Below are 13778 nucleotides of genomic sequence, written 5' to 3'. Positions count from 1 at the left end.
TATGGCAGCTGCTCGCTATGGTGACAGCCAAATTTATGAGTCTGGAGTGACCAACATGGCCTTTTTCCGCTTCTTGTTTAACCTGCTCTGGTTTGTTCTGGGGGGCGTCTTCATGGGGCTGGCCTGGTGGCTGGCCGGGCTGCTCTGCTTTGTCTCGCTGATCGGGATCCCCTGGGGTCGCGCCTGCTTCGTCATCGGCACCTTTACCTTCTTCCCGTTTGGCAAGCAGGCGGTGAGCCGCAAGAGCATGACTGGGCAAAGCGACATCGGCACCGGTACTCTGGGGCTGATTGGCAACATCCTCTGGTTCCTGGTGATCGGGATCTGGCTGGCAATCGGTCACATTGCCTCCGCGCTGGCCTGCTTCGTGACCATCATAGGCATTCCGTTTGGCATCCAGCACCTCAAGCTGGCCCTGATTGCCCTGGCCCCCATAGGTCAGATGGTGGTGACCAACCACGAAGCCGAATCCGGTCGCTACATTCGCTGAGCACCACGCAAAATTGCACGGGCAAGCTGCCTGCGCAGCAAAAAAAGGGCAGACTAGGGTCTGCCCTTTTTCATTGCCACTGCCCGAGGCCCTCCATGCTCCCCAGCCATTTTTTTGCCAATCTCGCCCGCATGAAACTCATTTACCGCTGGCCGCTGATGCGCAACATACAACCTGAAAACATCGCCGAGCACAGTCTGCAGGTCGCCATGGTGGCCCACGCCCTGGGGCTTATCCAGAATCGTCTTTTTGGTGGTCAGGTCGATGCGGATCGCGCCGCCGTGATGGCGCTCTACCACGACAGCAGCGAAGTGCTGACCGGCGATCTGCCCACACCGGTCAAGTATTTCAATCCCGAAATTGCGAGGGAGTACAAGAAGATAGAGCTGGCCGCCGAGCAGCGCCTGCTGGGGATGCTACCGGCCGAACTGGTGGAAGATTTTCGCCCTCTGCTGGACTCGGGTGCCCAGGACGCCGGGCTGGTTCGTCTGGTGAAAGACGCCGATACCCTCTGCGCCTACACCAAGTGTCTGGAGGAGATAAACGCCGGCAACCGGGAGTTCGAACCAGCCAGGAAACGCCTCGAAGCCATGCTGGAAGCGCGCATGAGCCCGCAGATGCATTACTTCATCGATGTCTTCGTGGCAAGCTTCTCCCTGCCACTGGATGAGCTGAACGCCCACTAAGCCAGCCCAAACCACCTAAAAACAGGAGGGCCCGCCGGTTTGCACCGGCGGGCCCTTCGTTATTGATCGGCAAATTAGATACCGCGCATCAGTGCCCCAACTCCCGCGATGGCACCAGTCCGCTCGCCCGCCAGGCAGGATAGAGGGTCGCCAACAGGCTCATCAGTATGGCTGCGCCAGTTACGATAGCCAGATCCTGCATGTGCAATTCGGTCGGCAGGAAGTCGATGAAGTAGATGTCGGGGTTGAGGAAGCGATGGCCTATCACCCCTTCGATAAAGCCCAGGATCTGGGTCAGCCTGCTGGAGAGCAGGCCACCGAGCAGGGCCCCGAGCAAAGCGCCGAGCACCCCGTTAACCATGCCCTGAATGACAAAGGTAAGCCGGATTTGACCGGGGCTCGCCCCCATGGTCTTCAAGATGGCAATCTCGCTGCGCTTTTCGTTCACCGCCATCACCAGGGTGGAGACGATGTTGAAGCAGGCCACTGCCACCACCATCAGCATCACCACATACATGACGGTACGCACCATCTGTATGTCCTGATAGAGGTAACCCTGCCGGCTCATCCAGCTGCTGATGTAGACGTAATGCGGAAATTTCTGGGCAGCCGCGACCGTGATGGATTGTGCCTTGAGCACATCGCTGACCTTGAGGCTGAACCCTTCCACCGTATTGCCCATGCCGGTCATGGTCTGGGCATCGGCCAGGTGCATGAAGCCGAGCATGCCATCGAGCTGACCGCCGATCTCAAGCAGGCCCACTACCTTGAGGGATTCCCGCTTCGGGTTCTTGATGCCGGCGGCGTCCCCCCCTTGCGGCAGCAAGAGGGCAACCGAGTCACCTATCTTGACCCCCAGCTTGTCGGCGATGGTCTTGCCGAGAATAAGCCCATGTTCGCCCGCCTGCAGTTCACGCAGACCACGGCCTGTCATGTACTTGCCCGCATCCGACAGATTCGCTTCGAGCTCCGGCAACACGGCACGCACCTGCAAGCCCTTGAGGGCATTGCCATGCTCAAGCAACCCATTGAGAGTGATCACAGGCGCGGCAGCTTCCACTCCTGGCTGGGCCAGCAGGTAATCCCGCAACTTGGGCCAGTCAGGCAATGGCGCCTCCATCCCCATCAGCTCACCGTGAGGCACCACTGAGAGCACCCTGTCTTTGAGCTCCCGCTCGAACCCGTTCATGGCAGAGAGACCCAGAATGAGGGCCATCACACCGAGGGCGATGCCGATGAGGGACGAGGCGGAAATAAACGCGATGAAGCCGTTGCGACGACGGGAGCGGCTGTAACGCAGGCCCAGAAAAAGGGGCAGCGGTTTGAACATCAGGCGACCTCCGCCATGATGCCGCTCACCAGGGTGACCCGCCGATGGAGCTTGGCGGCCAGACTCAGGTCATGGGTGACCACCACAAAGGCAGTGCCCAGCTCACGATTGAGCTCACAGAGCAGCTCGTAAACAGCAGTGGCGCTGGCGTGATCCAGGTTGCCGGTGGGCTCGTCCGCCAGCACCAGGCTGGGCTCGTTGACCAGGGCGCGGGCAATGGCCACCCGCTGGCGTTCGCCACCGGACAGCTCGGATGGCCTGTGGTTGAGGCGATGGGAAAGGCCCACCCGACCCAGCATGCGAGTCGCCTTGTCGGTGGCGACGGCTACCGACTCACCGGCGATGAGCAGCGGCATGGCGGTGTTCTCCAGCGCGGTAAACTCGGCGAGCAAGTGGTGAAACTGATAGACAAACCCCAGCTCCTGGTTGCGGAATTTCGCCTGGGTACGGCTATCCCAGTGGTGGATATCCTGCCCCTTGAACAGCACGGCGCCGCTTGACGGGTTGTCGAGCGCCCCCATCAGATGCAGCAAGGTGGTCTTGCCCGATCCCGAGCTGCCCACCACCGCCAGCATCTCGCCGGGGGCCACACTCAGATCAATCCCCTTGAGGACCTGGGTCTCCAGCTCACCCTCTTGATAAACATGATTCAGGGCCTGACAACGCAGCAGAGGTTCACTGGACAAGGGTTCATTCATAAAGGGAGCTCCACTTACGCCGGCAATCTCACCGGAGGTAACAACAGAAGATGAGTTATTCATAACGCAGCGCCTCGGCCGGTTTCACCCGGGCCGCACGGGCCGCAGGGTAGAGGGTGGCACTGAAGCTGAGCAGCACGGCGCCCAGCAAGATGGTAATGACCTGGGTTGGCTCCACTATCACGGGCAGGCCGCTACCGCCCGCCGTCATATAGAGGTTGAGCCCCACCGCATCGAGCAGGGGGTTGAGTCCGAGCGAGAGTGCGAGCCCGGTCAGACCGCCAAGCAGGGCGCCGATCACACCGCTGGAAGCGCCGAGCACCATGAATATCTTGACTATCCCTGCCTCGTTCATGCCCATGGTGCGCAGTATGGCAACTTCTCCCTCCTTGTCGGTGACCACCATCACCAGGGCTGAGAGGATGTTGAAGGTGGCGACCGCGATGATCAGCACCAGCATCAGCCCCATCATGCGCTTCTCCATGGCGACCGCCTGGAACAGCTCACCGCGCTCTCGGCGCCAGTCCTGCCATTCCAGCCCGTCCGGCAATGCTGTCTTTATCACCTGATCGGCGGCAAAGGGATCGTCCAGCCAGAGCCGAATGCCGCCGACGGTTTCTGTCGGCAGGCGCAGCAGGCGCTGGGCATCCCCCAACGCAACCAGGGCAACCTGGCTATCCACGTCGGCGCCGACCCCGAAGATGCCGGAAACGGTAAACAGGCGCTGGGCAGGGACCCGACCAAAGGGCGTGAAACGGGTGCCCTCGGTCAGAAGCAGACGAACCTGATCCCCCATGGAGACCTTGAGACGGCTGGCCACCCCCTGCCCCAGCACTATGTGGTATTCACCCTGCTGCAGACTGTCGAGGCGACCCATCTGCATCTGGGCGTGCAGTATGTCATCCTTTGGCCACTGGGCCGGGTCTATCCCCTGTACGCTGACACCGATGAGCTGGCCCGGGCTCTGCAACATCCCTTCGCTATCGAGCATGGGGGCGCTGGCAATCACATGGGGCAGCTTGGCAAGGTCGGGCAAACCGTCGGGATGGGCATCGATGCGGCCAGTCTGGTTGGTCACCACCACATGGGGGATCACGCCCAGGATCCGGCCCTTGAGCTGCCCTTCGAAGCCGTTCATCACGGATATGACCACCATCAGGGCCGCGACCCCGATGGCGATACCAAAGGTGGAGAACAGGGAGATGAATGAAACGAAGCGATTACTGCGTCGTGAGCCTGCGTAGCGAAGGCCAATGGCCAGCGACAGCGGCTGAAAAAGTCCAGTCTTCAAGGAGTTCTACGTTGCCAACAAAATAAGATACCGGATAATAAAGGGAAACCGTCTATGACAACAAGGGATAGCCTCCATGCAGGAACAGTTCTTCAGCGTCACCCATGCCACCCCGGTCAATGTGATCCCCATGCCCGGTGACTTTCCTCTGCCGACGCTGGAGGCACTGGAGGCCGAACTGCCCGAGCCCTTTCGCATCGCCTCCTCCATTACCTCCATCGACATGGTGACCAGTCGCCTGATGCGAAACCAGAATGAATCGATGCACGATCTGGTGGAAATCGTCAACCAGCAGTCGCGCAAGATCGACATGATCATGGGTTATGTGCTGTCGGTGCAGGATCACCCCGAGCATCGCTTCCAGACCCTGCGTTTCAGCGCAGGCCAGCTCACCTATCTGCATCCGCGCCAGGGTCATGGCGAGCCGCCGCTCCTGCACCAGATAGTGCGGCTCAAGATCTTCCTGCGGGAAGAGGCCTCCGCCATCTACTGCTATGCCGAGGTCAAGAGACTGGAACCGGGCGAGCATGGCACTCAGGTGGGGCTCGATTATGCCCGGATCCGTGAGGATGACCGCGAACTGCTGGTCCGTGCCAGCCTGCATGTCCAATCCAAGCAACTCAAATTGCGTGCTCAAGACCGTCAACGTTAAAAGAATCACATGATGCCAATGAAGCTTCCCGCCTTGCCCGCCAAGGCGGGCCAAAAATTAACGCTCGGCCACTTGACAGGCAGCAGCCTGTCACTGGTTGCCGCCCGCCTTACTACCCAAGCGAGCCGCCCAGTCCTGCTGGTGACCGCCGATACCCCGAGTGCCCTGCGCCTCGAGCAGGAATTGCAGTTCCTGCTGGCCGATCAAGGTTGCCCTGTGCTGATGTTCCCGGATTGGGAAACCCTGCCCTACGACACCTTTTCCCCCCATCAGGACATCATCTCCCAGCGACTGGAGACCCTCTACAAACTGCCGCAAATGAACGCCGGCGTGCTGATCGTGCCCATCTCGACCTTGATGCTGCGCTGCGCTCCCCAAGTCTACCTCGACAAGTACAGCCTGATGGTGAAGGCCGGTCAGCGCCTCAACTTGCAACAACTGCGAGGGCGTCTGGCCGAGGCAGGCTATGTGGCGGTGGATCAGGTGCTGGAGCACGGCGAGTTTGCCGCCCGCGGCTCACTGCTCGATCTCTTTCCCATGGGCAGCAACAGCCCTTATCGCATCGACTTTTTCGATGACGAGGTGGACTCCATACGTCCGTTCGATCCCGAGACCCAGCGTTCCAGCGAACCGGTCAAGACGGTCAGCCTGTTGCCCGCCCGGGAATTCCCCACCGACGAGGCCGCCATCGAGCTGTTTCGCGGGCAATTTCGCGAACAGTTCGAGCTGTCGCGCGCGGAAGGCTCCGTCTATCAGGAGGTGAGCAAGGGGCGCTGGCCCGCCGGCATCGAATACTATCTGCCGCTCTTCTTCCATCAGACCGCCAGCCTGTTCGACTACCTGCCGGACAACACCCTGCTGCTCACAGTGGGGGATATCTATCCCGCGGCCCAACGCTTCTGGAACGACATAGGCCAGCGCTATGAGGACAGGCGCTGGGACAACACCCGCCCCTTGTTGCCACCCCAGCAGATCTACCTGCCGGTGGAGCAATTGTTTGCTGCCCTCGGTCACTATGGCGCCGTGCGGCTGCAGGAAGCCGCCACCGACGGCGGCGCCGGCCAGCATGATCTCCCCATAGCCGCGCTGCCGGAGCTGCAACTGGATCACAGCAAAGAGCAGCCCATGCTGGCGCTGAACCAGTTTCTGGACAGCTTCACGGGCCGCACCCTGTTCGTAGTGGAATCCGAAGGGCGGCGGGAAGTGCTCGGCGATCTGCTGGCGCGCATATCCTTGCAACCCAAGGAGTTCCCCTCCCTTGAGGCTTTCATGGCGGGCAAGGCGCGCCACGGTCTGCTGGTTGCACCGCTGGAGCGGGGCTTTTTGCTACGAGAGCTGCTGCAAGAGGCCGGGCATGATGAGCTCGCCCTTATCACGGAGACAGAGCTGCTGGGCGGTAAAGTCCGCAGCAAGCGAGCCCGGGAAAAGAACAAGAACTTAAGCTCGGATGCGGTGATCCGAAACCTCGGCGAGTTGACCCAGGGCCAGCCTGTGGTTCACCTGGATCACGGCGTCGGCCGTTATCTGGGGCTCGAAACCATCGATGCCGGTGGCCTGCCCACCGAGTTCCTGACCCTCGAGTATGCCGGTGGCGACAAGCTGTTCGTGCCGGTCACCAACCTGCACCTCATCAGCCGCTACACAGGCTCTGACAACCCGCCCAGCCACAAACTCGGCGGCGAGGCCTGGGTCAAGGCGCGGCGCAAGGCGGCAGAGAAGGTGCGCGACGTGGCAGCCGAGCTGCTGGATGTCTATGCCCTGCGGGCGGCGCGCCACGGTTTTGCCTTCCAGCACGACAGGGAGGCCTACCGCCAGTTCGCCGCCGGTTTCCCGTTCGAGGAGACAGAGGATCAGCTCAACGCCATCAATTCGGTACTGGGGGACATGTGCCAAGCCAAGAGCATGGACCGGCTGGTGTGCGGCGACGTGGGCTTTGGCAAGACAGAAGTGGCGATGCGAGCCGCCTTCGTGGCCGTCCACGGCGGCAAGCAGGTCGCCGTGCTGGTGCCCACCACTTTGCTGGCCCAGCAGCACTACGACAACTTCCGCGATCGCTTCGCCAACTGGCCGGTGCGGGTCGAGGTGCTGAGCCGCTTTCGTACCGCCAGGGAGCAGACCAGCGTGATGAAGGAGCTGGCCGATGGCAAGGTCGACATCATCATAGGTACCCACAAGCTCTTGGGCTCAGACCTGACCTTCAAGGATTTGGGGCTGCTCATCGTCGATGAGGAGCACAGATTCGGGGTGCGCCAGAAGGAGAAGATCAAGGCGCTGCGGGCCGACGTGGATATCCTTACCCTCACGGCGACGCCTATCCCGCGCACCCTCAACATGGCGATGGCCGGCATGCGGGATCTCTCCATCATCGCCACCCCGCCCGCCAAGCGCCTCGCCATCAAGACCTTTGTGCGCCAGCAGGATCCTGCGGTCACCCGCGAGGCGGTACTGCGTGAGCTCAAGCGGGGCGGTCAGGTCTACTACCTGCACAATGACGTGGAGAGCATAGAAAAATGCGCCGGCGATCTCGCCGAGCTGGTGCCGGAGGCCCGTATCGGCATCGCCCACGGCCAGATGCGCGAACGCGATCTTGAGCGAGTCATGTCGGACTTCTACCACCAGCGCTTCAACCTGCTGGTCTGCACCACCATCATAGAGACCGGCATAGACGTCCCCAGCGCCAACACCATCATCATGGATCGCGCCGATCATCTGGGGCTGGCCCAGTTGCACCAGTTGCGGGGCCGGGTTGGCCGCTCCCACCACCAGGCCTATGCCTACCTGCTCACCCCTCATCCCAAGTTGATGAGCAAGGATGCACTCAAGCGGCTCGAGGCCATCGCATCGCTCGAAGATCTCGGCGCCGGTTTTGCGCTGGCGACCCACGATCTGGAGATCCGGGGTGCAGGCGAGCTCTTGGGCGACGATCAGAGCGGCCAGATCGAATCGGTCGGTTTCACCCTCTACATGGAGATGCTGGAGCAGGCGGTCGAGGCGCTGAAAAATGGCAAGGAGCCATCGCTGGAGCAGCTGATGAGCCAGCACACAGAGGTCGAGCTGCGCCTGCCCGCCCTGTTGCCGGAGGAGTACATACCGGACGTCAACATGCGTCTGTCCATGTACAAGCGCATCGCCAGCGCGGCCGACGAGCAGGAGCTGCGCGAATTGAAGGTGGAGCTGATCGACCGCTTCGGCCTGCTGCCGGAGGCAACCAAGACGCTCATGGAGATTGCCGCCTTCCGCCAGCGCGCCACCGCCCTTGGCATTCGCCGGGTGGAGATGAGCGAGCGCGGCGGTTACCTGGACTTCACTCAGGAGACTCGCGTCAACCCTGGCTATCTGGTCAAGCTGCTCTCCGAGCAGCCACGCATCTACAAGATGGATGGACCCACCCGATTGCGCTTCCAGGTGCCGACCCCGGACCGCGCCATGCGCCTGAAACTGGTGGACGGCCTGCTGGCGGATCTCGCCAACCACGCCAGCCACTGATGCAAGCAACGCAACTCGCCCAAACAAAACGGGAGCCATGTCGGCTCCCGTTTTTTTATGCGCTCATCGCAGACGCTGGATCAGTGCATCAACCCTGATTGGCAGGATCTTCGTGGGCGGAGAACTCCCGCATGAAGGCCTCGGCCCGCTCCACCATCTTGGTGGAACCGACGAAGTAAGGGGTGCGCTGGTGCAAGGCAGTGGGCTGGATGTCCATGATGCGGCCAAAGCCGTCGGACGCCTTGCCACCGGCCTGCTCCACCAGAAATGCCATGGGGTTGCACTCATAGAGCAGGCGCAGCTTGCCGTTCGGGGAGTTGGTGCCGGACGGATAGATATAGATGCCGCCCTTTAGCAGGTTGCGATGGAAATCGGAGACCAGGGAGCCGATATAGCGGGAGGTGTAGGGTCTGTGAGTCGCCTCGTCCCGCTCCTGGCAATATTTGAGGTACTTCTTCACTCCGTCCGGGAATTTGATGTAGTTGCCCTCGTTGATGGAGTAGATCTTGCCCTCCTCCGGGATGCGGATGTTCTCGTGGGAGAGGCAGAAGCAACCGATGGAAGGATCGTAAGTGAAGCCGTTGACGCCAAAGCCGGTGGTGTAGACCAGCATGGTGGAAGAGCCGTAGACCACGTAACCGGCAGCGACCTGACGGTTGCCCGGTTGCAGGAAGTCTTCCAGGGTGACGCCCGTCCCCGGGGCGCTGAGACGGCGGTAAATGGAGAAGATTGTCCCAACCGAGACGTTGACATCAATGTTGGAAGAGCCGTCGAGGGGATCGATCAGCACCACGTATTTGGAGTGACGGGAGAGCTCGGAATCAAAGGAGACGAAGTCCTCTTCTTCTTCGGATGCAATACCGCACACTTCACCACGGGCTTCCAGCGCGGCTTTAAAGCGCTCATTGGCATACACATCCAGCTTCTGTTGCACCTCGCCCTGCACGTTTTCAGCACCCATGGAGCCGATGATATCTGCCAGCCCCGCCTTGTTGATCTCCCGGTTCACCACCTTGGCGGCCAGGCGGATGGAACTGAGCAGTGAGGTCAGCTCGCCGGTCGCGGTGGGATAATCCGCCTGCTTTTTGACGATGAACTCGCCCATGGTGATCATGTTTCGCATTATTGTTCCTTTAAGAGCGTTTCCGTTGGCTTTGAAAACGTTTGCACACGTCGACAAAAAAAGTGCCGATCCTCGGCAGCCTTGTTTTGTAACCTAATGTAACGCCTGTTTTTTGTTTTTGCAGCGAATTAAGCCGCTGGATAAACGTGCGATTTACGCCTCGCCACCCCATCAAAAGGGCATAAAACCAGTGCCAATTGGTGACTTTCATCATGTTAATTCGCAGCAAAAAATCACGAACAAGCAGCCATGATGGGTGCAACGGCCCACTTGGCCCCCTATCTGGGTAGCTGATGGCAAGGCCGGTGCCCACCTCTTGAGATCTCCAGATCAATCCAGCACACTGACCAGGCTTTGGAAGCAAAAAAACATAAGGATATTCAATGAAAAGGACACTCATTGCCGGCACGGTTGCCGCTCTGTTCGCGTTACCGACTCTGGCGGCTAACGTACCGGCCGGCACCCAGCTGCTACCCGGCGATCAACAAATCTTCGTGCGCAACATAGGTTCAGAGCCCGCCTCCATCGATCCCCAGATGGTGGAAGAGAGCTCTGGCAGCGACATCGTCAACGACCTGTTCGAGGGTCTTTACACCCTGGATGGCGACGGCAAGCTGCAAGCAGCCGGGGCGCTTGGCTATGAACTCGACACCACGGGCACCGTCTACACCTTCAAGCTGAGACCCGAGGCCAAATGGTCCAACGGCGAGCCGGTGACGGCGGCGGATTATGTCTATGGCTGGCAACGGGCGGCGGATCCCAGAAACGCCTCCAACTATGCCTGGTTCATCGAGCTGACCGGCGTCACCAACGCCAGCGACGTGGTGCAGGGTAAAAAAAGCCCGGATGCCCTCGGCATCAAGGCCCTCGATACGCACACCCTGCAGATCACCCTGAACAATCCTGTGCCCTTCTTTCTGAAGACGCTCTCCCACTACACCACCTTCCCCACGCCCAAGGCGACCATAGAGAAGTTTGGTCATGAGTGGGTCAAGCCGGGCAACATCGTCTCCAACGGCGCTTTTATGCTCAAGGAGTGGACCCCCAACGAGCGCCTCATCGCAGAGCGCAATCCCCTCTACTGGGATAACCAGAACACAGTGCTCAACAAGGTGCTCTATCTGGAGATAGTCTCCGACACCGCCGCCTACAACCGCTATCGCGCAGGGGAACTGCACTACACGCCCTATCCGCTGGAGCAGTACAAACAGCTCAAGAGCCAAAGCCCGGAGGAGCTTGTCAACGCTCCCATGCTCGCCACCTATTACTATGTGTTCAACACTCAGCGCAAACCGTTCGACAATCCCAAGGTGCGCAAGGCGCTGTCGCTTGCTATCGACAGAGACACCATCACCGAGAAGATCCTGGGACAAGGTCAGCTCTCCGCCTTCAGCCTGACCCCGCCGAGCGTCGACGGCTTCGAGCTCAAGCGCCCTGCCAGCCAGTTGCTGAGCAAGGAGGAGAGGATCAAACAGGCGAAAGCATTGCTGAGCGAGGCCGGATACGGCCCGGGCAAGCCGCTGGATGTGGACATCCTCTACAACACCAACGAGAGCCACAAGAAGATAGCCCTGGCCATCTCCTCCATGTGGAAACGCAACCTGGGGGTTACCGCCAAGCTCAACAACATGGAGTGGAAGACCATGGTGTCCGCACTCAATGAGGGGGATTTTACCGTCAGTCGCTACTCGTGGAACGGGGATTACAACGATGCCTCGACCTTCCTCGACATCATGACCTCCAGCAGCAGCGCCAACAGCGGCAAGTGGTTCAACAAGCAATATGATGCCCTGCTGGCGAAGGCCCATGACTCCAAGGATCCGGCCGAGCGCAACCGGCTCTATCAAGAGGCCGAGGCGCTGATCGACCAAGAGGCCCCTATCGCCCCCGTCTACTTCTATGTCAAGTCACGGCTGCTCAAGCCCAATATCAAGGGCTATCCCTATCAGAACCCGCAAGACGTGGTTTATTCGAAAGACCTCTATCTCACCGCGCAGTAACGCCCTGACCTCCTAAACAGAAAGACCGCCTCGAAGGCGGTCTTTTTTCAATCTTCCCGACAGCTCGCCAGTGCCACCCTGGCCCGACGACGCAGCACCACAGGCTGCACCAGCAGTTGCGCCAGCAATACCCCAAGCAGCGTCATGCCACCACCGATCAGGTGATAGCTGGTCAGCGTTTCCCCCAGCCAGCTGATGGCCAGTGCCGCCGTCATCACTGGCAGCAGATTCATGAAGATGGCGGTGCGGCTTGCCCCCAGAAGGGCTATGCCCTGCATCCAGAGCCAAGGCGACAGCGCCGAAGTGGGGATCCCCGCATACAGGATGAGCCAGAGCGCGCGGCCATCTGGCCACTGCCCATCCACCAGCAGGTAGAACGGGGTGAGAAACAGCAGGCTGCACAGCACCTGGCCGTAGAGCATGGACCAGTTGTCGAGCCCCAGATCCCACTTTTTGAGCAAGACGCTATAGAGGGCATAGGTGCCCGCCGAGAGCAGCATGTAGACAGAGCCGATATGAATGCCCTGGATAAACAGACGGGACGGATCCCCCTGCCCCAGCAAGATGGTCAGCCCCAGAATGGAGATAAGCCCACCGAGCAGAGCCCCCCAGGTGGGACGCTCACGCAGCAGCCAGATACTGAGCAGTACCGTCATCAGCGGTGTCAGCCCCATCATCAGACCTATCTCCGTGGCTCCCAGGGTTTGCGCCGCGTAGTACCCCAGGGTCTGGTTCAGCACCATGCCGAGCAGGGCCAACGCCGCCAGTTGATAAAAGCCGGCCCGCAGTTTGGCCCGATCCCGCCAGGCGCGGTGTGCGAGGAAAGGCGTCAAGATGATGGCGGCCACCATCCAGCGCGACCAGGCCAGTGCCGCGGGTGAAAGCAATCCAACCGCCAGCTTGCTGACAATGGCATTGCCAGACCAGATGGCCATGCAGGAGAAGGGAAACAAAAAGGCAAGAGGCATAGCGCTGTCCACAGAAACGATCCGGTATTTCAGGCGGGAGTATAAGGGGGTAAACAAGATTCGCAAGCACAGCCCGGCCTTGCGAATGCGGGTGACGTTGAACCGAGATCGAACTGAGCCAATTCGGCCATGTCAGGGCTGAAAACAATCATGCCCGCACAGTAGCGGGCATGAAGCGGCTGGATGAGATGGCACAGAACTTATGCCGCATCCATGTGCAGTCTGGAGATCATCTCGTTGACCTCGACCACGGTCTGGCGGTGGGGTATGTCAGCTGGTGTTGGCATCATCAGCAAGCCTGACTGGAAATCAAAACGCCCCCTGCCGTGGATATAAATCCGCCCCTTGAAGAAGGTTTTGACATGTTTTGCCACCATCAGTGGCAGGTACTTCTTGAACACTCTCATCGTTTGCAACCTCTTGCAGTTGTATCCGTATGACAGCAGCTTCTGCGAAATAATTCCGTAAATTCTTTATAAAAATCCGGAAAAATCGCAACTCTCTTCCCCAAAAAACCAATCTATAACTTTTTATTAACTTTTAACGTATTGTATGTGGTCCTTCCAGCCAGAGCAATACCCCCTTGCCATCTTGCCATTCGATACAGGCCATGCCTGACGTGGCAAACATGGGGGCACCTGCCGCCGGGCAGAGGCTCTGCACCAGATAACCCACCAATGGCAGGTGGCTGACCATCAAAATATGGTCATGTGTTGCCGCCAACGCAGTGAGATAACTTGCGACAAAAGCAGGATCCCCATAGGGAGTGATCTCCTTGCTCTCTTCGACCCTGGTGGCCTTGGGCAATTCACTGCATATGCTCTGCCAGGTTTGTCTGGCGCGCAGATAATTGCTATGGACAACCAAATCCAGCACCCCGTCCAGTTGGGGTGCCAGCCAACTGGCCATGTGAATGGACTCTTCAATTCCCTGCTCGGTCAGTGGACGCTGTTCATCTGTTTTCGCATTCATGCCAGCCTGGCCATGACGCATGATGTAGATTTTCATTACAACCTCGCCCAACGGGCCTGTTTTGATAGCGGGGGGATCTTAC

General features: G+C 59.7%; 13 protein-coding genes. 5 read left to right on the top strand and 8 right to left on the bottom strand.

Going from position 1 to position 13778, the window contains the following annotated elements:
- The first annotated feature begins 55 nt into the window (after positions 1-55).
- Positions 56-490 carry a YccF domain-containing protein gene (locus GWQ27_RS06355; RefSeq protein ID WP_011898663.1) on the top strand — a complete coding sequence of 145 codons (435 nt, stop codon included), beginning with the start codon at positions 56-58 and terminating at the stop codon, positions 488-490.
- Positions 491-585: 95 nt separating this feature from the next.
- Positions 586-1176 carry a 5'-deoxynucleotidase gene (gene yfbR, locus GWQ27_RS06350; RefSeq protein ID WP_005315363.1) on the top strand — a complete coding sequence of 197 codons (591 nt, stop codon included), beginning with the start codon at positions 586-588 and terminating at the stop codon, positions 1174-1176.
- Positions 1177-1264: 88 nt separating this feature from the next.
- Here yfbR and lolE read toward each other — a convergent pair whose 3' ends face one another.
- From lolE to GWQ27_RS06335, 3 genes are read right to left on the bottom strand one after another with little or no spacing between them, the layout of a single operon-like run.
- Complete coding sequence (lolE, locus tag GWQ27_RS06345) at positions 1265-2506, bottom strand: lipoprotein-releasing ABC transporter permease subunit LolE (protein WP_275906939.1); 1242 nt, start codon at positions 2504-2506, stop codon at positions 1265-1267.
- The gene (gene lolD, locus GWQ27_RS06340) at positions 2506-3204 is read right to left on the bottom strand and encodes a lipoprotein-releasing ABC transporter ATP-binding protein LolD (protein ID WP_275906938.1); all 699 of its coding nucleotides are present in this window, start codon (positions 3202-3204) and stop codon (positions 2506-2508) included. Before lolD ends, lolE begins: the two co-directional genes overlap by 1 nt.
- A gap of 55 nt (positions 3205-3259) precedes the next feature.
- A complete protein-coding gene (locus tag GWQ27_RS06335) occupies positions 3260-4495 on the bottom strand; it encodes a lipoprotein-releasing ABC transporter permease subunit (RefSeq protein WP_099993449.1) in 1236 nt (411 codons plus the stop codon).
- Between the two features lie 76 nt (positions 4496-4571).
- On the opposite strand from GWQ27_RS06335, the gene GWQ27_RS06330 reads away from it, so the two are divergent.
- Both GWQ27_RS06330 and mfd read left to right on the top strand, forming a co-directional pair.
- Positions 4572-5147, top strand: coding sequence for a PilZ domain-containing protein (locus tag GWQ27_RS06330; RefSeq protein WP_275906937.1), 576 nt, complete (start codon positions 4572-4574; stop codon positions 5145-5147).
- 9 nt (positions 5148-5156) lie between these two features.
- Positions 5157-8633, top strand: a complete 3477-nt coding sequence (mfd, locus tag GWQ27_RS06325; RefSeq protein ID WP_275906936.1) for a transcription-repair coupling factor — start codon at positions 5157-5159, stop codon at positions 8631-8633.
- Between the two features lie 88 nt (positions 8634-8721).
- Here mfd and fbp read toward each other — a convergent pair whose 3' ends face one another.
- Entirely contained in the window at positions 8722-9756 is a 1035-nt protein-coding gene (fbp, locus tag GWQ27_RS06320; RefSeq protein WP_005315352.1) for a class 1 fructose-bisphosphatase, read from the bottom strand.
- Positions 9757-9766: 10 nt separating this feature from the next.
- A complete protein-coding gene (locus tag GWQ27_RS06315; RefSeq protein ID WP_275906935.1) occupies positions 9767-10156 on the bottom strand; it encodes a hypothetical protein in 390 nt (129 codons plus the stop codon).
- On the opposite strand from GWQ27_RS06315, the gene GWQ27_RS06310 reads away from it, so the two are divergent.
- Entirely contained in the window at positions 10140-11756 is a 1617-nt protein-coding gene (locus tag GWQ27_RS06310; RefSeq protein ID WP_275906934.1) for a peptide ABC transporter substrate-binding protein, read from the top strand. The genes GWQ27_RS06315 and GWQ27_RS06310 overlap by 17 nt on opposite strands.
- Positions 11757-11803: 47 nt before the next feature.
- Here GWQ27_RS06310 and GWQ27_RS06305 read toward each other — a convergent pair whose 3' ends face one another.
- The 3 genes from GWQ27_RS06305 to sixA form a co-directional block, all read right to left on the bottom strand.
- Positions 11804-12724 (bottom strand): DMT family transporter, encoded by a 921-nt coding sequence (locus tag GWQ27_RS06305; RefSeq protein ID WP_275906933.1) that lies wholly within the window; start codon positions 12722-12724, stop codon positions 11804-11806.
- 200 nt (positions 12725-12924) lie between these two features.
- Positions 12925-13131, bottom strand: coding sequence for a DUF1107 domain-containing protein (locus GWQ27_RS06300; RefSeq protein WP_021140380.1), 207 nt, complete (start codon positions 13129-13131; stop codon positions 12925-12927).
- A 133-nt stretch (positions 13132-13264) separates the two neighbouring features.
- On the bottom strand, positions 13265-13732 hold the full coding sequence (gene sixA / locus GWQ27_RS06295) for a phosphohistidine phosphatase SixA (RefSeq protein WP_021140381.1): 468 nt from the start codon (positions 13730-13732) through the stop codon (positions 13265-13267).
- Positions 13733-13778 lie beyond the last annotated feature (46 nt).

Origin of the sequence: Aeromonas sp. 5HA1 (assembly GCF_029237245.1) — a bacterium.
GTDB lineage: Bacteria > Pseudomonadota > Gammaproteobacteria > Enterobacterales > Aeromonadaceae > Aeromonas > Aeromonas salmonicida.
The sequence above is the reverse complement of the archived record's forward strand: the minus strand, read 5'-3'. Positions and strand labels throughout refer to the sequence as shown.